Below are 23,486 nucleotides of genomic sequence, written 5' to 3'. Positions count from 1 at the left end.
ATCCTCATCATTTCTATTTTACATAAGCTTAATTTTGATTTTCTATCTCTTTGCGTTCAACTATCAATTCAGCAGTTACTTCATCGCCTACATTTAAACTTGTACCCTTTAATTGATAAATAAAACCGTTATATTTTTGCAACAAAGTAGCTCTTGTTACTCCTTTAGGATTAATTATTTGCGCATGATATTTATCATCTTGTTTAAAAATATGAACTTGCAAGCAAAAATCTGCATTTTTCGGTGCTGTAAAATCAAAATCTACAGTTACGTTTACAGTTTCCAAACTGCTTAATTTTTGATGATAATAAGCTTGCATAATAGCTTTTAAATAAAAACGCATAGCTAATTCTGCACCATTTGGAGGGCCTGCAATACCTAATACTGGTTTTTGGTTAAATTTAGAGAAGCTAGAATGTTTACCTGGTCTACAACCTAATTCATAAACTAAAACTTCGCCTTCTGTTTCTAATAAATCAAGCGTAAAATCCTTTGTTCCTTTAGAAGAACCTGCATTTATTAAAATGATATCTGCTATTTCACTTGCTTTGGTAAGAGCTTCTTTTATTTTTTCTTTATCATCAGGGATTATCGGAAATATAGTTAAGTCTGCTTGATATTGTTTACAAAAAGCAGATAACATCATGCTATTTGACTCTATATTTTTGTCTACTGGATAATCTTCACTTTGCCATGAAACTAATTCATCACCAGTAGGAATAAATGCAATCTTTGGTCTTGCTATAACTTTTACTTCTTTAATACCGCCTGATGCTAATAAACCGACTTGAGGTGCTGTGATTTTTTCATATTTATTTACTAAAACTTCATCTTTACCGATAAGACTTCCTGGTGGGTCGATTAATTGTCCCTTTGTTTCAGGTTTAGCTAAAATTTTTAATTTACCATCTATAAAACGAACATCTTCTATTAAAATAACTGTATCATATGGCTCTGGCACTACACAGCCAGTATTGGCAAAAATATATTCCTTGCCTTCTTGCCAATTCTCAGTATCTGGTATGCCATCTTTAAAATCTGCAAAACAAACACCAATACCGTCCATTTTACTCACTGGCAATTTAGGTAAAATGACTTTTGCCTTCACATCTTCAGCACTGACTTTATCTACAGCATTATATAAATCCACAACTTCAAAATTTCGTTTAAAGTCAATCTGCTCTATGAGAAATTTTTTCATCATTTCTCGAGAAGGCATATAACCCTTTTCTACATATTCACGATAAGCCATAATATCACCTCATAATTATGTTACTTATATTTTTTATTATTTTATCTTTCCCGAAAAGAAATATATAAGTACAGTTAAAACAAGTCCTAAAGCTCCATACAATGGTCCTTTTTCAACAAAAGCATAAATGGTCATCACCAAACAAATAATAACTGCGATTGAAATTTGTTTAGCATTTTCTTTACGGTAAGCAAAAGTTTCATAATCTACGCCTGCTTCTTGTTTAAAACACTCTTGGCAAATAACACGTTTATTGCCATCTTTATCAGTATTGACTAAAGCTACTTTTTCATCAATATGTTTATGACAAATTGAACATTCTACCATCTTTTTACCCACCTTCAATCTTTATTTTCAGATAAAAACAAAAAGACCTGCTCTTATGAGCAGGTCTATTATGCACATATGGCAGAGAGGGTGGGATTCGAACCCACGGTACCTCTCGGTACAATTGATTTCGAGTCAATCACCTTCGACCACTCGGACACCTCTCCACTTATTCATGATATGATTAGAACCACAAAAATTATATCATTGTCAAAATCAAAATACAATACCTAGATTTATTATTCTTCAGTCACTATAGCCTTAGCCATTTTTTCAAATTTTACACGAGGCATCATTACAAAATGACCACAACCATTACATTTTAGACCAAAGTCCATACCCACTCTAAGTATTGTCCATGTATCACTACCACATGGATGCTTTTTTTTCATACGCACTACATCATTTACTTTATATTGAACTTTTTCCACCATCTTTACCTCACTGCTTCAACGTAGTTTTTTTATAACTGAACCATTTTCATCTACTGGTTCTGGGTGAATAGTGATATCAAATCCACCAAATCTATTTCTTATCTTACATTCAATATCATCACAAATATTATGAACTTCTTCTAAGTGCATATCTTTATCAAAAGTAACATGCACATCTAAAAGTCTATCAGAACCAGATTTTCTAGTGCGTAAATGATGATAACCTTTTAAACCTTTATGTGATAAAATTATTTCTCCAATAATCGCTTCATCTTTTTGAGATAAACTGCTATCAGTCAATTCTCTTGCACTATCTACTACCATTTTATAACCAGCACGGAATATAATCAAAGCCACTATAATTGCAATAACAGGGTCTAACCATAAAAAGCCAAAGACTTTCATGCCTACGAGACCTAATAAAACACCTACAGAAGTCCAAACATCTGCTTGAAGATGCAATCCATCGGCTTCTAATGCTTGAGAATCAGTTTTTTTTGCTACAGCAATCAAGCGACGAGAAACAATTATATTTACTACAATAGAAATAAACATGATATAAATACCATATTGCAAAAATTCTGGGTCTAATGGTGTATTAAATTTGTGTATTGCTTCATAAATAATAAAGATAGCAGTGGCTACAATCAATAACGCTTCTACTGCTGAAGATAAATTTTCAAATTTACCATGACCATAATCATGTTCTTTATCTGGTGGTACTACAGCTTTGCGCACAGCCCAAAAAGCAATAAAAGCAGCAATCAAATCCACACCTGAATGAAGTGCTTCTGAGACTAAACTTACTGCGCCTACATATAAACCAACAGCTAGTTTTAAAATAACTAATAAAGTATTCGACATAATCGACAGCCATGCTGTATTACGTTTTAAAGTATTTGCATCTGTCATAAAAATCACCCATCCCCTAAAAATATAAATGCTATTAATTATCATTCAAAAAGTTTTTCATAGCAAAAAATCTGCAACATCTCATTTAGATGTGCAGATTTGACAAAAAATATTATTTATATCCTAACACACGGAAAAATATATGTAAAGTAAAACATATTGTTTAGAATTTCTAAATAATATAAAAATTAACATAAATTTACTAGACAAAAATTAAATTAATGATAAGATAAAATTAGTATTTTATTTAAGCGAATTGAAAGGATTTGATATAATGCTTTACCCATTAAAACTAAATGCAGCTTTTAAAGATTATCTATGGGGCGGTACAAGATTACGCGATGAATTTAATAAACAAACTGATATTGATCCTGTAGCTGAAAGCTGGGAATTATCTTGCCATCATGATGGACAAAGCATTATCAGTAATGGCGAATTTTCTGGTAAAACTTTAGCTCAATATATTGAAACAGTGGGCAAACAAGTAATTGGTACAAAAGCTCCTAAAGATAAAGATTTCCCTATTTTAATTAAATTTATTGATGCTAAACAAAGTTTATCTGTACAAGTTCACCCAGACGATAAATATGCACTTTTACACGAAGGCGAATCTGGTAAAACTGAAATGTGGTATGTAATGGATGCAACTCCAGATGCTACTTTAATCTATGGATTTACTCATGAAATTTCTCACCAAGAATTTGAACGTCGCATCAAAGATAATACTCTTCTTGAAGTTTGCAACCAAGTGCCAATAAAAAAAGGTGATGTATTTTTCATCGAAGCAGGTACACTCCATGCTATTGGTGCAGGAGCATTGATTGCAGAAATTCAACAAAGTTCCAATTCTACTTATCGTGTATACGATTATGGTCGTGTAGGCAAAGATGGTAAACTTCGTGAACTTCATATCGAAAAAGCTCTCGCTGTAACTAAACTTGAACCACCAACTAGAAAACCTGAACCTATTGCCAAACTCACAGCTTTTGCAGATTATGATTTAACAATTCTCGCACAATGTGAATTATTCAATGTAAGTCATTTTGATTTACATGGCAATTGCTCATTAAATGCTAAAAAGGATAGTTTCCATTCTATCTTAGTTTTAGATGGACAAATAGCATTGACTTACGGAAATGATAGCTTCACTATCACCAAAGGCGAAAGTGTATTTATTCCTGCTGATATGGGTGAATATATCTTAAACGGCACAGGTGAATTTATCTTAACTACATTATGATTACAATATAATAAAAACAAAAGGCAAGTAAATTAAATTACTTGCCTTTTTTATATTTCAACATAATAAAATTTATTGTCTTCTTTTTTCCGGAGTTAAATAAACTAATACAATACTTATAACTAATAATATAGCAGTCAATGCTAATGCCATAGTAAGTCCATAACTTTCAGCAAGTGAGCCTGTAAGCATTGTGCCAAAACCACCAAGACCAAAAGATAAACCGAGCATCATACCGGAAGCCATACCTGGATTATCTGGCAATAAATCCTGACCCCAAACTATAGCTCCTGGATTTGCTGCCATGACCAAGCCACCACCAACAAATAAAGCAATATACATCAATATATCTATTTGTTGTGCAAACAAGAAATACATTGTAGGGATTAATGTAAATATTAATGCCCATAAAATTACTTTTTTATAGCCGATTTTATCATTTAACGCTCCACCGATTAAACCACCGATTACAGAACCACATAAATATATTGTTAAAATCCAACCACTTAAAGTATTATCACAGCCTTTTTCTATTGCCCATAAAGGTAAAAATGTAACTAGAGCTGTAAATAACCATGCTCTAAGTCCCATGGATATATTAAGCAACATTAACGGTTTATTTTGCAAAATTTGAGCTAAATTAAAATGCATATTCTTAGCTACTTGTTCATTGACAAAACGCGCTTTGGATAATCCTGAACTATACATCAATACACCTAAAATAATCGCAGGTATAATCAATATAGGTAAATAATCTAAACTATACATCTGCATAAAATAAACTAATAAAATAGGAGCCAAGGCAAAACCAAAACTGCCACCAGCTACAAATATTGAGATACATGTTGATATTTTTCCATCAGGTGCCACTTTGCTGACTAGACCAGCACCCATAGGATGAAACGTAGAAACAGCCAATCCACTAAGTCCAATCAAAACAGCTAATATAATAAAATTACTTGCCCAATTAGTAAGGCAGATAAATACAGCTCCAAAAGGAATAATCAATGGCATAATCTTATTAAAATTATATTTATCCATAAAATAACCAAAAACAGGCTGTAACACATTTGCAGATAAAGACATAACCATAACTAACGCACCACTTAAGGTAAGTGATAAGCCCAATTTAGGTATTAAAATCGGCAATAAGATAGGTAAAAAATTACAATAAAAATCATTAAAAAAATGACCCATCGCTAATAAAATAACTTGCAAATAAGATTTCTTAACTACTACTTCAGTTGACATTATGTATACCTCGAAATTAAATTTATTTATAAAAAAAGCGAAAGCTTATGCCTTCGCTAATAAACAAAAAAGGAAGCTTTCGCTTCCTATAATTTCTAATGGTCGGAGCAGCAGGATTCGAACCTGCGACCCCCTGGTCCCAAGCCAGGTGCTCTACCAAACTGAGCCATGCCCCGTTTCTCACTTGTTCCCCGTGAGAACATGTATTATTATATGACCTTTACGAGGAAATGTCAACACCTTTTTTTTAAAATTTTTATAAAAAATTTAAAAAAAGTTTTTATAGCTGAAAAAACCTTATAAATTAAGGCTTTTTTTCATGCTTAACTATAATCATACAAAAGTTTTTGCATTTTTTCTATATCTTTTTTAATAAATTCATCATTATTTAAAATTTTAAAAGGAAAAATATTTTATTCTATAGAATATATATTTATATACTTAATAATCTAATTATAACCTACATATAACGCTCGTTAATTTATTAAATATTAATATATTTTTTAATATTTCCTTAAATCTACAAAGGAATAATTTCCCATTTTATGTTACAAAAATATTTCTAGGAGATGATTAGTATGCATTTTTATTGTGAAAAATGTAAAAAAGAATATCCATTAAATTCAATTTCTTACCATTGTTCTTGTGGTGGTTTATTTAGATTATATAAAAATAACACTGATCCTATAACACCAGAAGTTTCTATTGGAGAAATTGAAACACCGCTTATACCTATAAAATTTGGTAAACAAGAGTTTTTCTTTAAAATGGAAAACTTAAATCCAACAGGTTCTTTCAAAGCCCGTGGTGCCAAGACAATGATTAGCATACTAAAAAATCTAGGCATAAAACACATAATTGAAGATTCTTCAGGAAATGCAGCTTCTGCTATAGCAGCTTACGCAGCTGCGGCAAATATGAAATGTACTGCTTATGTACCTGAAAATATAGCTGAAGGAAAATTAAAACAAATTGAAACTTTTGGTGCTCAAATTCGCCTTGTTATTGGTAATCGTGATACTGCAGCCAAAACAGCTCAAAAAGAAGCTACAAAATCTAAAACATATTATGCTTCTCATGTCTATAATCCTTTATTCTTTGAAGGAATAAAATCTCTAGCTTATGAAATTTACCATCAATTAAATGACCATGTACCTGAATATATTTTCCTTCCTGTTGGTAATGGTACAATGCTTCTCGGTCTTTATTATGGATTCGAAGAAATTGGTCGTTTACCAAAATTCATCGCTGTTCAAAGTGAAAATTGCTGTCCTTTATATAATGCATTCAAGAAAAAACGTAAAGGTTCCAAAGTTGGTTATACTATAGCTGATTCCATACGTGTAGAAAAACCAATGCGTTTAAAAGAAATGCTCATGGCAATTACTCGTAGCAATGGTGAAGTCCTCACTGTAGATGATGAAGAAATTATCGAAGCTCAACATCAAGTAGGTAGAAAAGGTATCTATATTGAACCAACTGCTGCTGCTTCCGTTGCTGGTGCTTTAAAATATTTCAAAAAAGGAAAACCAGATAATTACCGTGTTATCATTCCAATAACTGGTGCTGGTATCAATACTTCTAGTAATAAAGATTAAAATAAAAGTCAGTTTTAGTAAAAGCTAAAACTGACTTTTTTTATCAACATATCCATCATCATCAAAAATAACTTACTATATATCTTTTATCCCTAAAAATTTATGATAAAATATATTATTAATTAACTCAAATTAAATTTATTTTTAGAAAGGATGTTTTGATGGAAGATATTAATATCTATATGTGTTTATTTCTAATTGTTACTGGATTTATCGCAGCTTTTATCGATACTGTAGTTGGCGGTGGTGGTCTTATTTCTTTACCTGCACTTTTATTTACTGGCATGCCTCCCGTTACAGCTATAGCTACGAATAAAGTGTCTGCTTCTATGGGTGCTACAATTGGTTTTGCCTCTTTTGTTCGCTCTGGTAGAGTAGATTTTTCTACTATAAAATATTTACTACCACTTTCTTTCATTGGCTCAATCTGTGGTGCTAGTATTTTAAAATTAATTCCTTCTGACTTTCTTCGTCCCTTAATTATCATTTTACTTGTAGCTGTAACTATCTATACTTTGACAAAAAAAGAATTTGGTCAAGTCGCTACATTTAATGGTATGAGTCAAAAAATGTGGATACTAAGCGCTATTGCTGCATTTATTTTTGGCTTTTATGATGGATTTTTTGGCCCTGGTACTGGCACATTCTTATTATTTGCCTTCCTTTGGATAGGTTTTGATTTTATCGGTGCTGCTGCTAATGCTCGTGGCTTAAACTTTGCTAGTAATATCGCTGGTGCATTATTTTTCATCAGCTCTGGCATTGTCGATTTTGCCTACGCCATTCCTATGGGACTTGCCATGATGGTTGGAGCCTTCTGCGGAGCTCGCATGGCCATTGCCAAAGGTGCTACATACGTAAAAACCTTATTTATCATCATGTCCATCGTATTAATCGGAAAACAAGTAATTGATTTATTCAAATAAGTTGTTCATTTCTTTGGTGACAAAGAAACGAACCAAAGAAATCACCGCAGATAAATTTTTAGCTTTGAAAATAATTTTCGCTTCATACAACGCTTAGAAACTCGCTTCGCTCAAACATTCATACTAAAACCGTATTCAGCGACAATTATTTTCAATAACCTAAAGGTTACCACTAAAAATTTATAATGCGGAAAATAATATTACGTGTTATTAATATAATACCAAACTTTCCCGCATTAGCAGACTTTTACGGTAGCTGAAAGCTATTGACAAAGATAAAACTATGGATACGGTTTTAGTCCTACTGTTTGAGCGAAGCGAGTTTAGAGCGTTGTAGACATAGTTTTATCTTTGTCAAAGTAAAATCAATATTGCGGGTATATTTTCTTTTTGATTCGTTTTTCTTTTATTTAAAAGAAAAATGAATACTAACTTTTGGGAGGGTATATTTTTATGTTATATGCAGTTATTGACATTGGTTCTACTACTATTCGTATGGCTATTTATGAAATCTTGGATAATAAGTTAAATCTTATTCATAAACGCAAATATACTGTAGGTTTAGCAAGTTATGTCAAGGATAATGTCATGGAACAAGCTGGTATTGATAAAGCTTGCGAGATTTTAAACAGTTTTAAATCCTTCTTGACTTCTTTTAATATTGAAAATGTAAGTGCTTTTACTACAGCTGCACTCCGCAATGCTCAAAATAGTAAAGAATCTGTCGCTGAAATCATTGCTCGCACTGGTATTGATTTGCATATCATCTCTGGTGATGAAGAAGCAACTTATGATTTTATCGCTGCTACACATGAACTTGATTATCATGATGGTTTTATCATTGATATCGGCGGTGCTAGTACAGAACTCATTCGTTTTGCTGACAATAAAATTATCCAAAAAACCAGCTTGCCTATTGGCTCTTTAGCTCTCCATACAAAATATGCGACTGACTTTTTACCTAGCGAAGAAGAAATCGCACAAATGATAAAAGAAGTTCATGCTATTATTGATACAGCACCTGAATTCAAAGATATTTCCCATGCTGAAATCTGTGGTATTGGCGGTACATGTAAAGGAGCTAGAGCTTTATATAACGAAATGTACGCTCAAGATGATATAAATGAAACTATACCTGCTGACAAAATTCCTGAAATGATTTCTCATTTCACACGTGGGCATAAATTAACAGATAAAGATATCACAACTTTATTAAAAACTGTACCTGACCGTTTGCATACTATTATTTCTGGCATGGTCATAGCTAACGAAATCGCTAAACTAATCCATGCTACAGCAATAACTTATAAAGATGCTGGTATGCGTGAAGGATTTTTATATACTCATGTAATCGAAGGTTATTTTTTTATGCAAAAAAATAACGATATTTTACAAATATTATTCTCCTATCAAGATAAAAATTATGCTCAATTTGTACAAAAATTATTGCCTAAAAATATTGATAGAGAAAATATAAAAATTATCGGTATACGTTTACCACAATTGCGAAAAATTGCTAAAGACCTAGTAAAAAATAATTGGCAAGAATTTTTAAATCAAAATACAAATGAATATTTTGAGCAAATCATGCTTGAAGGCTTTGTCATTGCTTATGCTCCTATTGATATAAATGCAAAACAAAAATTAATTCAAAATTTCTTACCTAAGATAAATAATTGGTCTATTTGCGATAGTTTTTGCGCTAGTTTCCAATTAAAAACTAAAGATAAAGATTTATATCTATCTTTTATAAAAAATTATTTAAACAGCCCTAATGAATATGAATTGCGTTTTGCCATCGTGATGTTATTAGACTATTACTTGACAAAAGATTTTGCTGACAATGCACTTCAATTAGTCTATAACACAAAAGATATTTCCTATAGTGTAAATATGGCTAAAGCATGGGCTTTTAGTAAATATTTTACTTTTTATCCAGACAAAGGCTTAAATTTTTTGCAAACAAAATCTCTATCTAAAGATGTTTTTAAAATGACTTGTCAAAAAATAAGAGACTCCCGTAGAGTTTCTTCTCGTTATAAAGAAGCATTAAAAAATTTATAAAAATTTTTATCAGTTGTTTTCTAACATTCATTATTTAACAACTGATTTTTTTATCTAATATAGCCCTAAAGCCTTATATCATAGACTTTTTTCGCTAAAAATGATAAAATATATTAGTTAAGATGATTGTCGTAATTTGTTATTTCGGTCATATTTTGACCGTAGATTAAAATTGAGGTGAGAATGTGACAGAAACTATAAATACAGGAAAAATTCTCCCTGTAAATCTTGAAGATGAAATGAAAAACTCATATATCGATTATGCTATGAGTGTAATTGTTATGCGTGCGTTACCTGATGTACGTGATGGTTTAAAACCAGTTCATCGCCGTATTTTGTATGCTATGCAAGAAGCTGGTATGGGCTCTAATAAACCATATAAAAAATCTGCTCGTATCGTCGGGGAAGTACTAGGTAAATATCATCCACATGGTGATAGTTCCGTTTATGATGCTATTGTTCGTATGGCTCAAGATTTCTCTTGTCGTTATGTATTGGCTGATGGTCATGGAAACTTTGGTTCTATTGATGGCGATTCTGCTGCTGCTATGCGTTATACAGAAGTTCGCATGTCAAAAATTGCAGAATTAATGCTCCAAGATATCGATAAAAAAACAGTGGATTTCACACCAAACTATGATGAATCCCTACAAGAACCATCTGTATTACCATCTAAAATACCAAATCTTTTAGTAAATGGTTCTTCTGGTATTGCCGTTGGTATGGCAACTAATATACCACCACATAATTTAAACGAAGTAATTGATGGCGTTTTACAGATGATTGATAACCCTGAAATTACTGTTGAAGAATTAATGCAAACTATCAAAGGTCCAGATTTCCCTACTGGAGCAATGATTATGGGTCGTGATGGCATTATTTCTGCTTATAAAACAGGTCGCGGTGCAGTAAAAATGCGTGCTTGCACAGAAATTACTACTTTGCCAAATGGTAAACCACGTATCACTGTAACTGAATTACCATATCAAGTAAATAAAGCTCGTCTTGTAGAACGCATTGCTGAACTTGTTCGTGATAAAACAATTGATGGTATTACCGATTTAAATGACGAATCAGACCGCAATGGTATGAGTATTGTAATTGATTTACGCCGTGATGCAAATCCAGAAGTTATTTTAAATCAATTATATCAACATACTCAATTACAAGAAACTTTCGGTGTAATTATGCTTGCTTTAGTTGATGGCAGACCTCGCATTCTCAACTTAAAACAAGTTTTACATTACTATATCAAACATCAAGAAGATGTTATTCGCCGTCGTACACAGTATGAACTCACAAAAGCTCAAGCTCGTGCTCATATCTTAGAAGGCTTAACTATTGCACTTGACCATTTAGACCCAATCATTAAAACTATTCGTGATTCTAAAAATGGCGATAGCGCTAAAGAAGTTTTAATGAGCGACTATACTCTTACTGAAAAACAAGCTCAAGCTATCTTAGATTTGAGATTACAACGTTTAACTGGTCTTGAACGCGAAAAAATCGAAAATGAATATCTTGAAATCTTAGATTATATCTCTGATTTACAAAATATCTTAGCAGATGAACAAAAAATCTTAGATATCATTAAAGAAGAACTTTCTGCTGTTAAAGCTAAATTCGGCGATGCTCGTCGCACTCAAATCACAGATGATAGTTCTGATGTAGATATCGCAGATTTAATTGCTGAAGAAGATGTAGTAATCACTTTAACACATAATAACTATATCAAACGTATCCCTGTAACTACGTACCGCAATCAAAAACGCGGTGGTCGTGGCGTTACTGGCATGGGTACAAAAGAAGAAGATTATGTTGAAAATATGATTATCACATCTACACACAATACAATCTTATTCTTTACTAATAAGGGACTTGTATATCAATTAAAAGGATATGAAATTCCTGAATCCGGTAGGACTGCAAAAGGCACAGCCATTGTAAATCTTTTACCATTAGCAAAAGAAGAAACTATCACAGCTATCATTCCTATTAAGGAATTCTCTAAAGATAGATATTTATTTATGGCTACTCGTCATGGTATCGTTAAAAAGACAGGTCTTAGCGAATTTGATACTAATCGCAAAAAGACAGGTCTTATCGCACTTTCTTTAAAAGAAAATGATGAATTAATCGGTGTAAAACTCACTGATGGCAATCGCCAAATCATCATCGGTACTCGTGATGGTATGTCTATTTGCTTCAATGAACAAGATGTTCGTCCTATGGGTAGAACTGCTCGCGGTGTCATTGGCATAAAATTAAAAGGTGAAGATACAGTAATTGGCATGGACAATATCCGTGATGATTGCGAAGTCTTAACTGTTACTGAACATGGTTTTGGCAAACGTACTGCAACTTCTGAATATCGCACACAAACTCGCGGTGGCATTGGTCTTATCAATATCAAAGTCACTGAAAAAACTGGTTTTGTAATTGGCATTAAAGTTGTAGATAGCCAACAAGAATTCATGCTCATTTCTACTGAAGGTATCGTCATTCGCTCAAATATTGAAGAAGTTTCTGTAATTGGCAGAAATACTCAAGGCGTAAAAATGATGAATATGGATAATAATGATAAAGTAGCTGCTCTTGCTGCTTTTGAAATCAAAGAAGACGATAAATAATTTATAAGACAAAAGGATTTTGCTATGTATGATATGGGAAAAATACTCATCTATATAGGAATTGCTCTTGTTATTATCGGTCTATTAATCCATTTTGGTGGAAAATTATTACCTCTAGGTAAATTACCATTTGATTTTAAATGGGAAGGTAATAATTGGGGCGTTTATTTTCCTTTAGGTAGTTCTATTTTAATTAGTATTATCTTAACATTAATCTTAAATTTATTATTTCGTTAACTAAAAATACCGCAAATAGTTTTTATCCTATTTGCGGTATTTTTTATTTATGATTTACCTGTAGTATTCATATCTATAGCTGGGACATCTCTTGTTGGTGTTTGTGGCACAGGTTCTTTTTGTTTTGTTGTATTATCTTCCACTGGAGTTTCTTCTCTAGTTTCTACTTTTTCTCGATTACTATTTGTTCGTGGACGTTCTTCATCTACTTCAGATTTAAATCGTTTTGTAGATTTTTCTTGTTCTTCACGAAGTCGTTGCAATCTTTCTTCACGTTCCTGTGCAATTTCTCTTTTTATGCGTTCTTTTTCTGTTACTTCTACAGCATTATCAGGAATAGATTCTTCATATTCTATATTATCTTCATGAATAGATGTTGTAATTGATTGATTGATTTTTATGCCTAATGTATTTGCTAAAATCTGTCTTGTCTTACTGATATCTGGTACCCAATAACTAATACCTTCTATATATACTGGTTTACCTGGTAACATTTCTGATTTTAATCCATTATCTTTTGCATCTTGAAGTGTTCCCAAGAAAGATAATATTTCACTAACTGACATATCAGTTTCCACTGAATCAGAAACAGCAGATACAATAGCTGGCAATTTAGGAATAATTGTTGGAGATACTAATTTGTCCATTACTGCTTTCATGAAATTCTGTTGACGTTTGATACGACCAATATCGCCCTCCTCATCACGATAGCGTACATATGTTATCGCAGTCTTGCCGTCCATATGTTGCATACCTGGCTGAAGGTCAATATATAAACCGCCATCATCATCCCATGGGTCTTCATAATACATGCGTTTTTCTACATCAATATCAATACCGCCTAAAGCATCAATAATTTTAGTAAAACCATGTACATTAATTTTTATATAATGATCAATATGTGTATTTAATAAACTTTCAATGGTTTCTTGAGTTAATTTTCTACCACCATAGGCATAAGCTGCATTAATCTTATCAAAGCCATGACCTTTTATTTTTACACGCGTATCACGAGGTACAGATAATAATGCTGCTTGATTTTTATCCGGGTCTAATGTCGCTATCATTAAGGTATCGCTTCTCCCCACATCATCAGCGCGCTCATCTACCCCCATAATCATTACAGTAGCCTTATCGTTTGCAACTAACATACCTTTTTTATCATCTTCATTATAATCTGGTTTATTATCAACTAACGCATTAGCAAAAAAAGCTCCTACCATACCAGATAAAATAAAAACAACTACTAATATCAAGATATATTTTACATAACTGCTTTTATTTTTTTTATCTCCATTTCCCAATTATTATCCCTCACATTATTCAAATTCATTTAAATATTAACTATTCTATTATAAGATTTTATCAATTATTCCGCAATTGTTATTTCTCTATTTTAGTAAACGTATACTAAAAAAACTTTATTTTCATAAAAATAAAAATATTATATAATACTAATATCACATCTTATAAAAAGGAGTATTGTTGTGGATAAGAATAAACAAAAATACAAATATCTTTATTTATTGTCAGAAAAATACCCTAATCGTCAATCTGTTGTAACTGAGCTAATTCGCTTAAAAGCTATTTTAAACTTAGCTCGACCAACAGAACATTTTATGAGTGATTTACATGGTGAATATGAATCTTTCTTCCATATTCTCAATAATTGCTCTGGTGTTATCAAAGAAAAAGTAGATTATTTATTTTCTGAAGAAATGTCCACCTCACAAAAAGCTGAATTTTGTACTTTAATTTATTATCCTAAAGAAAAAATACTCAATTTAAAAAAACAAAAATTAATCACTACTCAATGGTATTCTCAAAATCTCATCTATTTATTGCGTCTATCAAGATTGATGTCTTATAAATATCCTCAATCAGAATTAAAAAATTTACTGCCTAAAGGATATGAAACCATCATTCTTGAATTGCTCACAGCTAGACCAAATGATGATACTTTCCAAGAGGTATATTTCAATACTATCTTAAACACTTTAATCAATATTAATAGTGGTACAGATTTTATCATTGCTTTTACAAAGTTCATCAAAAAACTAGCTGTTGCTCATTTGCATATCGTCGGCGATATTTATGACCGAGGACAACGACCTGACTCTATCATAGATATGCTACGCCAACATCATTCTGTAGATATTCAATGGGGCAATCATGATATCTTATGGATGGGTGCAATGTGTGGTAATGAAGCTTGTATAGCGACAATAGTACGAAACTGTTTATCTTATAATAATACTGCCGTTTTAGAAAAAGGATATGCTATCAGCCTTCGCTCGCTATCTTCATTAGCTAGTAAACTCTATCCTAATAAAACGCTATTAATCGCTATGCAACGCACTATCTCTATAATTTTATTTAAATTAGAAGGACAACTCATCAAACGCAATCCAGATTTTCAAATGGATAGTCGTCTTTTATTAGATAAAATAGATTACTCCTCTAAACATATAAAAATAAATAATATATCTTATCCAATAAAAAGTCCGTCCTTCCCTACAATAAATCCTCAAAATCCTTATGAATTATCTTTAGAAGAAGCTGAAGTCTTATCTGATATAAAATCAGCATTTTTAGATAGTGTACGCTTGCGCAAACATATTGATTTTCTTTACCAAAAAGGTAGCGTCTATAAAGCATATAATAACAATTTACTTTATCACGGTTGTATACCTCTAAATGATGATGGTAGCTTTATGCGTATTCATCTAAATAATAAATATTATTCTGGAAAAAATTATTTAGATTTCGTTGATAAAACTATTCGCCAAGCATATCTTGGTCTATATGAACAAAAAAATATCGACTTAATGTATTATTTCTGGTGTGGCAGATATTCACCATTTTCTGGTAGAGAATTTAAAACATTTGAACGTATGTTTATTGAAGATACGGATACATGGATTGAACCTTCTGATGCATATTATAAATATTGCAATGATGAAAAAATCTGCGATATGATACTTGAAGAATTTTCCTTAAAAACAAAACGTGGACATATAATCAATGGTCATGTTCCTGTAAAAGTAAAAGAAGGAGAAAGTCCTGTAAAAGCAAATGGAAAATTAATTATCATCGATGGTGGTTTTTGTAAAGCTTATCATAAAAAAACAGGAATTGCTGGTTATACGCTAATTTCTAATTCACGTGGTTTACGTCTTTTAGAACATCAATCATGTGCTAATATCAAAGAGTCTTTAAAAGCCAACCAAGACATTGAGTCCGTTTCTTGTACTTTAGAATTACAAAATTATCATTCTTCAACTGCCGATACTGATTTAGGTGAAGAAATCCAATGTCAAATAAATGATATCTACCATTTAATGCTCGCTTATCAAAATGGTTTAATTCCTGAACAAGCTTAATTGTAAAAAAGGCAACTTATTTTATTTAAATAGTAAAAATAAGTTGCCTTTTTTGACATCTTCATAATTATTTGAGATAATTTATATATATAAATATAATGAAAAGGATAGATTATACTTATGACTTTATTTCTTTTAATCAGTGCAATTATCTTAATTGCTTGCGTAATTGGAAGTAAATTATCTACTCGCTTTGGCGTGCCTACACTTTTATTTTTTATTGGTCTTGGTATGCTCTTCGGCTCTGATGGTTTATTTCAAATTCATTTTGAAGATTATTCTCTTGCTGAAAAAATCTGTTCTGCCGCTCTCATTTTCATCATGTTTTACGGTGGCTTTGGTACAAAATGGAAAACTGCTCGTCCTATAGCTAAACAAGCTGTTTTACTGAGTACTTTGGGCGTATTTATCACAGCTGCACTCACTGGTATTTTTTGTCATTTAGTATTAGGTTTACCCCCTCTTGAGGGATTATTAATTGGTGCTGTACTTAGCTCTACTGATGCAGCTTCTGTCTTTTCTATTTTGCGTTCACAAAAATTAAATCTAAAATACAGTACTGCTCCTATGCTAGAAATTGAAAGTGGTAGTAATGACCCTTGTGCTTATATGCTAACCATAATTTTATTAACTAGCATTGGCAGTAGCTTAAACTTCTTTGATATCTCCTATTTAATTTTTGCTCAATTTGCTTATGGAATTATCATCGGTGTCATCTTAGCTTTTATCGCTTCTTGGATATTAAAAAATGTTCAATTCGGCGAAAATGGTTTTGACTCTATATTCTTAGTTGCCATTGCCTTAGCTGCTTATGCTCTCCCATCTCTAGTTGATGGCAATGGTTATTTAAGCACTTATATCGCAGGTATCATCTTAGGCAATCAAAATATCCCGAAAAAGAAAAATCTCGTAAATTTCTTCGATGCTTTTAATGGCATGATGCAAATGCTCATCTTCTTCTTATTAGGTTTATTAGTATTTCCTTCAAAATTACCATATTATTTTGTCCCTGCTTTGTTTATTGCTATTTTCCTTACATTCATCGCTAGACCTATAACCATGGCAATATTATTATCTCCATTTAAAGCTCCTTTAAATCAACAATTAATCATGTCATGGGCTGGTCTTCGCGGAGCTGCCTCCATCGTTTTTGCAATTGTCGCTGTCGTATCACCAAATTATGCTGATGATTCTATTTTCTCCATAGTTTTCTGTGTTGTACTTTTATCTTTATTATTCCAAGGTGCTTTATTACCATCTGCTTCAAAACATCTAAATATGATTGATGAACATGAAAATGTATTAAAAACTTTTAACGATTATACTGATGAAAATAATATCCATTTCACTTGTTTAGAATTAAATAATTCACACCCATGGATTAATAAACAAATTCGCGATATCGGCTCTATTCCAGGTACATTGATTGCTGCTATCTTGAGAAAAGGAGCTACTATAACGCCAAAAGGTGATACATTCTTGCGCGATGGAGACACACTCATCATTTGTGCTAAAACCTATCAGGGCAATGATAATATCACTTTAAATGAAATAAATATTGATTCTAATAATGAATTCATTGGCAAAAAACTTCGTGATATTGATATCAAAAAAGATTCACTTGTTGTTTTAATTCAACGAAACGGCGTAGATATCATACCTGATGGCGATACTATTCTAGAAGAAAAAGATACGCTTGTAGTTTTCTCTCAAAAAAATCTTTTTCATTTAGCTTAAATTAAAATCAAATATAAAATAAAAAGATAGTTATAAGACAAAATTTAGTCCTATAACTATCTTTTTTAATTTAAATTTTATTACATGATAGATTTATAAATTTCTTTAATAGCTTCTACACTTACATCTCTTGGATTTCCTGGTGTACAAGCATCAACAAAAGCAGATTCAGATAAAAATTGAAGGTCTTCTTCTTTTACACCTAATTGAGTCAATTTCTGAGGAATTCCCACATCTACACTCAATTTTTCTACAGCTTCAATACAAGCCTGACGAGCCTGTTCAATACTCATATCTTCTGTATTTTTTACGCCCATAGCTACTGCGATATCACGATATTTATCTGCTGTTGATGGCGCATTAAATTTTAATACTGGTGTTAATAAAATAGCACAAGCTACACCATGTGGAATATCATATACTGCACTCAATGGATGAGCCATAGAATGTACTATACCTAAGCCAACATTAGAAAATCCCATTCCTGCAATATATTGACCTAAAGCCATTTGTGCTCTACCTTCTGGATCACCTTTAACAGAATCTCTTAAAGAACGAGCTATGATTTCAATAGCTTTTATATGCATCATATCTGTTAATTCCCATGCACCTTTAGTGATATAACCTTCGATAGCATGAACAAGTGCGTCCATTCCTGTTGCTGCACAGAGTTTTGGTGGCATAGATGCAGTCATATCTGGATCGATAATTGCCACTACTGGAATATCATGTGGGTCAGCACAAACAAATTTACGATTTTTTTCTTCATCAGTAATTACATAATTGATAGTTACTTCTGCTGCTGTACCAGATGTTGTGGATACGGCAATAATTGGCATTGCTTTATGTTTAGTTGGTGAAGCACCTTCTAGACTTCTAACATCAGCAAATTCTGGATTTTTCATAATGATAGCAATTGCTTTACTTGTATCAATAGCACTACCGCCACCTACAGCAACAATTACATCAGCACCACATTGTTTACAAAAATCCACGCCTTCAGTAACATTTTTGATTGTAGGATTAGCTTTTATTTTATCGTAAATTTCATAATCTATTTTTGCTTCATCTAAAATATCACATACTTTTGTAGCTACTTTGAATTTAAGTAAATCTTTATCTGTAACTAACATAACTTTTTTCAAGCCACGATTAATTACTTCATTTGCAATCTCTTTTATTGCTCCTTTACCAAAATAAGATGTTTCATTTAATATTGTTCTACAAATCATTTAAATGCCTCCATTTATAATATATGATTTAATTGTTCTTTTTTTCACAAAATTTCATTTAAATATACAATAAACAAAAATCAAATTTCTTTTTCTTATTATAAGTCATAAATTAACATAAATCAATATAAAACAACATAAATTTATATAAAAAAAGATATTCTCACTAGAATATCTTTTTCTTACTTATAATCATTTTAATCTATTAAATACATATTTTGCCATGACAACTTGCACGATAAATAAAATCATCAATAAATAAAATACGGATATAATTCCTATTCCTTGAGCGATAAATCCCAAGATAGCAGGCCCTAATATAACGCCTGTATATCCCATGCAAGTTACTGCTGTAACAGCAACATTTATCGGCATATCTTTTTGATATTGCAACAAACTATATAATACAGGCACAATATTTGCAGCACCTAAACCAAGTAAAATAAAACCAACCAACATTAAATAGAAATTATCTATAATAATTATCCATAAAAATCCTAATCCCGCTAAACTACTTCCTAATACTACAGCTTTTTCCTCGCCTAAAAATTGTACTACTTTATCCCCAATTAAACGCATGATAAGCATTGCTACAGAAAAAACAGCATAACCAACACCAGCTAAAGATAATTCTACATCTTTTACCTCAGCTAAAAATACACCGCCCCAATCCATGATTGCACCTTCGCCTAAAAAGCTCACACATGCTAAAATGCCGAATAAAACAACAATTCCTTTAGGAATAGCAATCGCACTTTCACTATTAGCACTTTTATAATCTAAAAAATATCTGCCAAAGAAAATTACAATAGCTAAAATTATTAAACAATGAATGATTGCTATAAAAAATACATCAAGTCCCATCTTAGCTAAAATATTAAATAAACCAGCGCTACAAAAACAACCAACACTCCAAAAACCATGCATACTAGACATCATACGTTTTTGCGATAATTTTTCAACAACAACAGCATTGATATTCATACAAACTTCTGTACAACCCATAATAGCGCCTACTAAAATCAAACAAATAGCATATGACCAAACATTTGGTAAACAAGACAACGCTACTAATACTATCGCAAATAAACTACCTGTAGTAACCATCACTTTTTTACAACCAAATTTTTTACCTAAAAGACCACCAATCGGTATAACAATAAAAGCACTTATACCTATGCACAATAATAATAATCCCAAAATATCTGCTTCAATATGTAAACGTTCTTTAATCATAGGTATCATAGGCGCCCATGTGGAAATGGCAAAACCTGGTATAAAAAAAGCCATTCTAGCTGCATACTGTTCTTTTTTGCCGACCTTAAACTGCATTAACTCTTTATCTTCTAAACTCACAAATAAACCTCTTTTCTTTTTTTATTTTAGATAAATTCCTATATATACATATCATATTATATGAAATTAATAAAAAAAGCTATAATAATAAAACCTTGTATAGCCTAATTTTTTTAGCTATACAAGGTTTATTATTATCATATTTAATTTAAAACTTTAAATACATAAGAAGATACTATTGCTTGCAAAATAAACATTCCAGCTAAGATACAAAATACTGCTACAATACCAATTCCATGAGCAATAAAACCTAATAGCGCAGGGCCAAACATTACTCCTAAATACCCCATACTAGTAACAGCTGTTACTGCTGAATTTATAGGCATTTCTTTTTGTCTGCCCAATAAAGTAAATACTACAGGAACAATATTTGCAGCTCCAAAACCAAGAAGAATAAAACCAAATTGCATCATAAAGAAATTGTCAAAAACAATAGAAATTATATATCCTACACTTGCTACTATTCCACCAAAAATAACAACACGCTGTTCGCCTAATTTTTGTACTACTTTATCACCAATCAAGCGACCAATGAGCATAGCTGCTGAAAATACTGCATAACCAACACCAGCTAAAGATAAATCTACACCTTTAGCTTCTGTCAAAAATACACCACTCCAGTCCATCATACCACCTTCACCTAAAAAGGATATAACAGCTAAAACTCCAAATAAAGTTACAATTCCCTTTGGTATAGCGATAGCTTTACCATTACTAGCACCTTTATACGGTAAGAAATATCTACTGAAAGCAAAAATAATCATGAAAATAATAATACAATGTATAATTGCTATTTGACTAATACCTAAACCTAATTTAGCCAAAATACTAAATAAACCAGCTCCAGCAAAACAACCTACACTCCATAAAGCATGCATACCAGACATCATGCGTTTTTTGGAAAGTTTTTCTACGATTACTGCGTGAATATTCATATTTACATTCAATATACCACCTATAGCACCTAAAACAAATAAAAAGATAGCATACATATAAATATTAGGTAACATGGATAATATTATAATTTCTACACCCATGCACAAACCCATAACACGCAAAACTTTTTTACAGCCAAATTTTTGTGCAAACAATCCAGCTATAGGCATCATCAAAAAAGAACTTACACCAATACATAATAACAATAAACCCAATATATCAGCGCCAATTTGTAAACGTTCCTTTATAATCGGTATCATTGGTGCCCATGTAGATATACCAAAACCTGCAACAAAAAATATTATTCTAGCTGCATATTGTTCTTTTTTCCCCACTTGAAGTAAATTCAAATCCTGTTCTTTTACACTCAAAATATTATCACCTCTTACTAAAAATACTGATATATTATATCTATTACTGATATATTATATCTATACTTCTATTTTCTGTCTAGTAGGATATTTATATTATTTATTGACATTCAATTTATAGCTTTCTATAATATAGTTTGATTTCAAACTATATTGGAGGTAATAAAATGTTATCTGGCGAATTGCATTTTCTTTTATTAAAAAGTTTTCATCACAGTAACAAAAATATTGTCCAAAAGATTTCATCATTAAAGCTTTTACCTGGTCAGCCCAAAATTTTAGAATATCTTTTAGAACATAATGGCTCTATAGCTAAAGATATAAGTAACTATTGCGTCTTAGACAAATCAACTATCACCAGTTTATTAGTTCGCATGGAAAAAGATGGTTTAATTACGCGAAAAGCACATTCTACAGATAAACGTTCTGCTTATATCTATCTGACTGAAAAAGGTCTTCAAACGGCTCATAAAGTAAAAGAAATTTGCTTTAGCATTGATGATAAAGCCTTAAAAAACATTCCACCTCAAGAAAAACAACATCTTTTAAAAACACTTAATACAATAATCAAAAATTTAGAGGAGGAATAATCTTGAAAGTCATATCTCTACGTTATTTTTATTTCTTTTTAGGTATTATTATAAATTCATTTGGCATAGCTTTTATCACCAAAAGTAATTTAGGTACCTCACAAATATCATCTATTCCTTATATTTTTAGCCTTGAATATACCGATTTCAGCTTTGGTTTAACGACCTTCATCTTCAATATAATTTTTATCTTAATTGAAATAGCACTTTTACGCCGTGATTTTGAACCTATACAATTTTTACAAATAGTAGCCAATATCATATTTAGTTTCTTCATTGATGTTAGCATGAATTTACTATCAGCCTTTGAGCCTGAAACCCTTATCGTAAAATTAATATCGCTTTTTATTGGTTGCTTTATTTTAGCAATAGGAATTTCTATTGAAGTCGCTCCTAATGTAATTGTTGTTCCTGGAGAAGGCGTTGTCCGTGCTTTAGCTTTAGTCATTGCTTTGAAAAAGCCACAAATAAAATTTGGTACAGTAAAAATCTACTTTGATATAACTTTGATAGTAATTGCTTGTATATTATCCTTTATCTTCTTTGGCGAATTAAATGGTATCGGCATTGGTACTATTATCTCTGCTTTATTTGTTGGTAAATGCATCAATATCGTAAATAAATATTTTAAATTTCTCACTCATATCCGCAATCTACAATATATAAAATCTTAAGAAACTAATTTTAAACCAACAACAGAAGATAAAATCATTGCTATACAAACAAGTCTTTTCCAATTTGCACTTTCACCATAACGAATAATTCCCACCAAAACACCACCTACTGAACCAATTCCTGACCATACTGCATATGTAATGCTCATTGGTAAAGTTTTCAAGGCTAAATTTAATAATAATAAACTTGTAGCAAAAGCTAATACCATTTTTATAATCAAAATTCCAGATTTTTTTAATCCTAAATGCTTAACTAATTGCCACTTATTCATATAATTTATACTTAAAACTTCTAAAAGTCCTGCAATAACAACATAAATCCATTCCATAATCAAT

The 23,486-nt window shown here is 31.5% G+C and carries 20 protein-coding genes and 2 tRNA genes; 10 read left to right on the top strand and 12 right to left on the bottom strand.

Going from position 1 to position 23,486, the window contains the following annotated elements:
- Window positions 1-28 precede the first annotated feature (28 nt).
- The 5 genes from GXM21_RS01320 to GXM21_RS01300 form a co-directional block, all read right to left on the bottom strand.
- Window positions 29-1,252 carry a molybdopterin molybdotransferase MoeA gene (locus GXM21_RS01320; protein ID WP_008539051.1) on the bottom strand — a complete coding sequence of 408 codons (1,224 nt, stop codon included), beginning with the start codon at window positions 1,250-1,252 and terminating at the stop codon, window positions 29-31.
- A 36-nt stretch (window positions 1,253-1,288) separates the two neighbouring features.
- Complete coding sequence (locus GXM21_RS01315) at window positions 1,289-1,579, bottom strand: hypothetical protein (RefSeq protein WP_008539053.1); 291 nt, start codon at window positions 1,577-1,579, stop codon at window positions 1,289-1,291.
- Window positions 1,580-1,658: 79 nt separating this feature from the next.
- Window positions 1,659-1,746: transfer RNA gene (locus GXM21_RS01310), tRNA-Ser, on the bottom strand.
- Between the two features lie 72 nt (window positions 1,747-1,818).
- Window positions 1,819-2,013 (bottom strand): DUF951 domain-containing protein, encoded by a 195-nt coding sequence (locus GXM21_RS01305; protein ID WP_008539055.1) that lies wholly within the window; start codon window positions 2,011-2,013, stop codon window positions 1,819-1,821.
- Between the two features lie 15 nt (window positions 2,014-2,028).
- The gene (locus GXM21_RS01300) at window positions 2,029-2,925 is read right to left on the bottom strand and encodes a cation diffusion facilitator family transporter (protein ID WP_008539057.1); all 897 of its coding nucleotides are present in this window, start codon (window positions 2,923-2,925) and stop codon (window positions 2,029-2,031) included.
- A 274-nt stretch (window positions 2,926-3,199) separates the two neighbouring features.
- On the opposite strand from GXM21_RS01300, the gene GXM21_RS01295 reads away from it, so the two are divergent.
- Complete coding sequence (locus GXM21_RS01295) at window positions 3,200-4,165, top strand: type I phosphomannose isomerase catalytic subunit (protein ID WP_008539059.1); 966 nt, start codon at window positions 3,200-3,202, stop codon at window positions 4,163-4,165.
- Window positions 4,166-4,237: 72 nt separating this feature from the next.
- Here the strand turns inward: GXM21_RS01295 and GXM21_RS01290 are convergent, their stop codons facing one another.
- Window positions 4,238-5,416, bottom strand: a complete 1,179-nt coding sequence (locus GXM21_RS01290; RefSeq protein ID WP_008539061.1) for an MFS transporter — start codon at window positions 5,414-5,416, stop codon at window positions 4,238-4,240.
- 99 nt (window positions 5,417-5,515) lie between these two features.
- Window positions 5,516-5,592: transfer RNA gene (locus GXM21_RS01285), tRNA-Pro, on the bottom strand.
- A 402-nt stretch (window positions 5,593-5,994) separates the two neighbouring features.
- Here GXM21_RS01285 and GXM21_RS01280 point away from each other — a divergent pair.
- From GXM21_RS01280 to GXM21_RS01255, 5 genes are all read left to right on the top strand, one after another.
- Complete coding sequence (locus tag GXM21_RS01280) at window positions 5,995-7,014, top strand: pyridoxal-phosphate dependent enzyme (protein ID WP_008539063.1); 1,020 nt, start codon at window positions 5,995-5,997, stop codon at window positions 7,012-7,014.
- A 161-nt stretch (window positions 7,015-7,175) separates the two neighbouring features.
- A complete protein-coding gene (locus tag GXM21_RS01275; RefSeq protein WP_008539065.1) occupies window positions 7,176-7,940 on the top strand; it encodes a TSUP family transporter in 765 nt (254 codons plus the stop codon).
- A 453-nt stretch (window positions 7,941-8,393) separates the two neighbouring features.
- Window positions 8,394-10,004, top strand: a complete 1,611-nt coding sequence (locus GXM21_RS12990) for a Ppx/GppA phosphatase family protein (RefSeq protein WP_008539066.1) — start codon at window positions 8,394-8,396, stop codon at window positions 10,002-10,004.
- 239 nt (window positions 10,005-10,243) lie between these two features.
- Complete coding sequence (gyrA, locus tag GXM21_RS01260; RefSeq protein WP_050900429.1) at window positions 10,244-12,634, top strand: DNA gyrase subunit A; 2,391 nt, start codon at window positions 10,244-10,246, stop codon at window positions 12,632-12,634.
- Window positions 12,635-12,658: 24 nt separating this feature from the next.
- Window positions 12,659-12,871: a DUF2905 domain-containing protein gene (locus tag GXM21_RS01255; RefSeq protein WP_008539068.1), complete on the top strand. Its 213-nt coding sequence runs from the start codon at window positions 12,659-12,661 to the stop codon at window positions 12,869-12,871.
- Between the two features lie 47 nt (window positions 12,872-12,918).
- On the opposite strand, the gene GXM21_RS01250 is transcribed toward GXM21_RS01255, so the two are convergent.
- A complete protein-coding gene (locus GXM21_RS01250; RefSeq protein ID WP_008539069.1) occupies window positions 12,919-14,175 on the bottom strand; it encodes an LCP family glycopolymer transferase in 1,257 nt (418 codons plus the stop codon).
- A 183-nt stretch (window positions 14,176-14,358) separates the two neighbouring features.
- Between GXM21_RS01250 and GXM21_RS01245 the strand changes: the two genes are divergently transcribed.
- Window positions 14,359-16,254, top strand: a complete 1,896-nt coding sequence (locus tag GXM21_RS01245; RefSeq protein ID WP_008539070.1) for a fructose-bisphosphatase class III — start codon at window positions 14,359-14,361, stop codon at window positions 16,252-16,254.
- Between the two features lie 120 nt (window positions 16,255-16,374).
- Window positions 16,375-17,991, top strand: a complete 1,617-nt coding sequence (locus tag GXM21_RS01240) for a potassium/proton antiporter (RefSeq protein ID WP_008539071.1) — start codon at window positions 16,375-16,377, stop codon at window positions 17,989-17,991.
- Between the two features lie 80 nt (window positions 17,992-18,071).
- Here GXM21_RS01240 and fucO read toward each other — a convergent pair whose 3' ends face one another.
- The 3 genes from fucO to GXM21_RS01225 all read right to left on the bottom strand — a co-directional run bounded on the left by fucO (window position 18,072) and on the right by GXM21_RS01225 (window position 21,886).
- Window positions 18,072-19,223 (bottom strand): lactaldehyde reductase, encoded by a 1,152-nt coding sequence (fucO, locus tag GXM21_RS01235; protein WP_008539073.1) that lies wholly within the window; start codon window positions 19,221-19,223, stop codon window positions 18,072-18,074.
- 192 nt (window positions 19,224-19,415) lie between these two features.
- The gene (locus GXM21_RS01230) at window positions 19,416-20,579 is read right to left on the bottom strand and encodes an MFS transporter (protein WP_008539076.1); all 1,164 of its coding nucleotides are present in this window, start codon (window positions 20,577-20,579) and stop codon (window positions 19,416-19,418) included.
- 143 nt (window positions 20,580-20,722) lie between these two features.
- On the bottom strand, window positions 20,723-21,886 hold the full coding sequence (locus GXM21_RS01225) for an MFS transporter (RefSeq protein WP_008539077.1): 1,164 nt from the start codon (window positions 21,884-21,886) through the stop codon (window positions 20,723-20,725).
- A gap of 167 nt (window positions 21,887-22,053) precedes the next feature.
- Here GXM21_RS01225 and GXM21_RS01220 point away from each other — a divergent pair, with 167 nt between their 5' ends.
- The gene (locus GXM21_RS01220) at window positions 22,054-22,476 is read left to right on the top strand and encodes a MarR family winged helix-turn-helix transcriptional regulator (RefSeq protein ID WP_008539078.1); all 423 of its coding nucleotides are present in this window, start codon (window positions 22,054-22,056) and stop codon (window positions 22,474-22,476) included.
- Between the two features lie 2 nt (window positions 22,477-22,478).
- Window positions 22,479-23,150, top strand: coding sequence for a YczE/YyaS/YitT family protein (locus GXM21_RS01215; RefSeq protein WP_008539079.1), 672 nt, complete (start codon window positions 22,479-22,481; stop codon window positions 23,148-23,150).
- Here the strand turns inward: GXM21_RS01215 and GXM21_RS01210 are convergent.
- Window positions 23,147-23,479, bottom strand: a complete 333-nt coding sequence (locus tag GXM21_RS01210) for a DMT family transporter (RefSeq protein ID WP_008539080.1) — start codon at window positions 23,477-23,479, stop codon at window positions 23,147-23,149. The two genes, GXM21_RS01215 and GXM21_RS01210, sit on opposite strands and share 4 nt — an antisense overlap.
- Between the last annotated feature and the right edge of the window lie 7 nt (window positions 23,480-23,486).

This window comes from Megamonas funiformis (genome assembly GCF_010669225.1).
In the GTDB taxonomy this organism is placed as follows: domain Bacteria; phylum Bacillota; class Negativicutes; order Selenomonadales; family Selenomonadaceae; genus Megamonas; species Megamonas funiformis.
The sequence above is the reverse complement of the archived record's forward strand: the minus strand, read 5'-3'. Positions and strand labels throughout refer to the sequence as shown.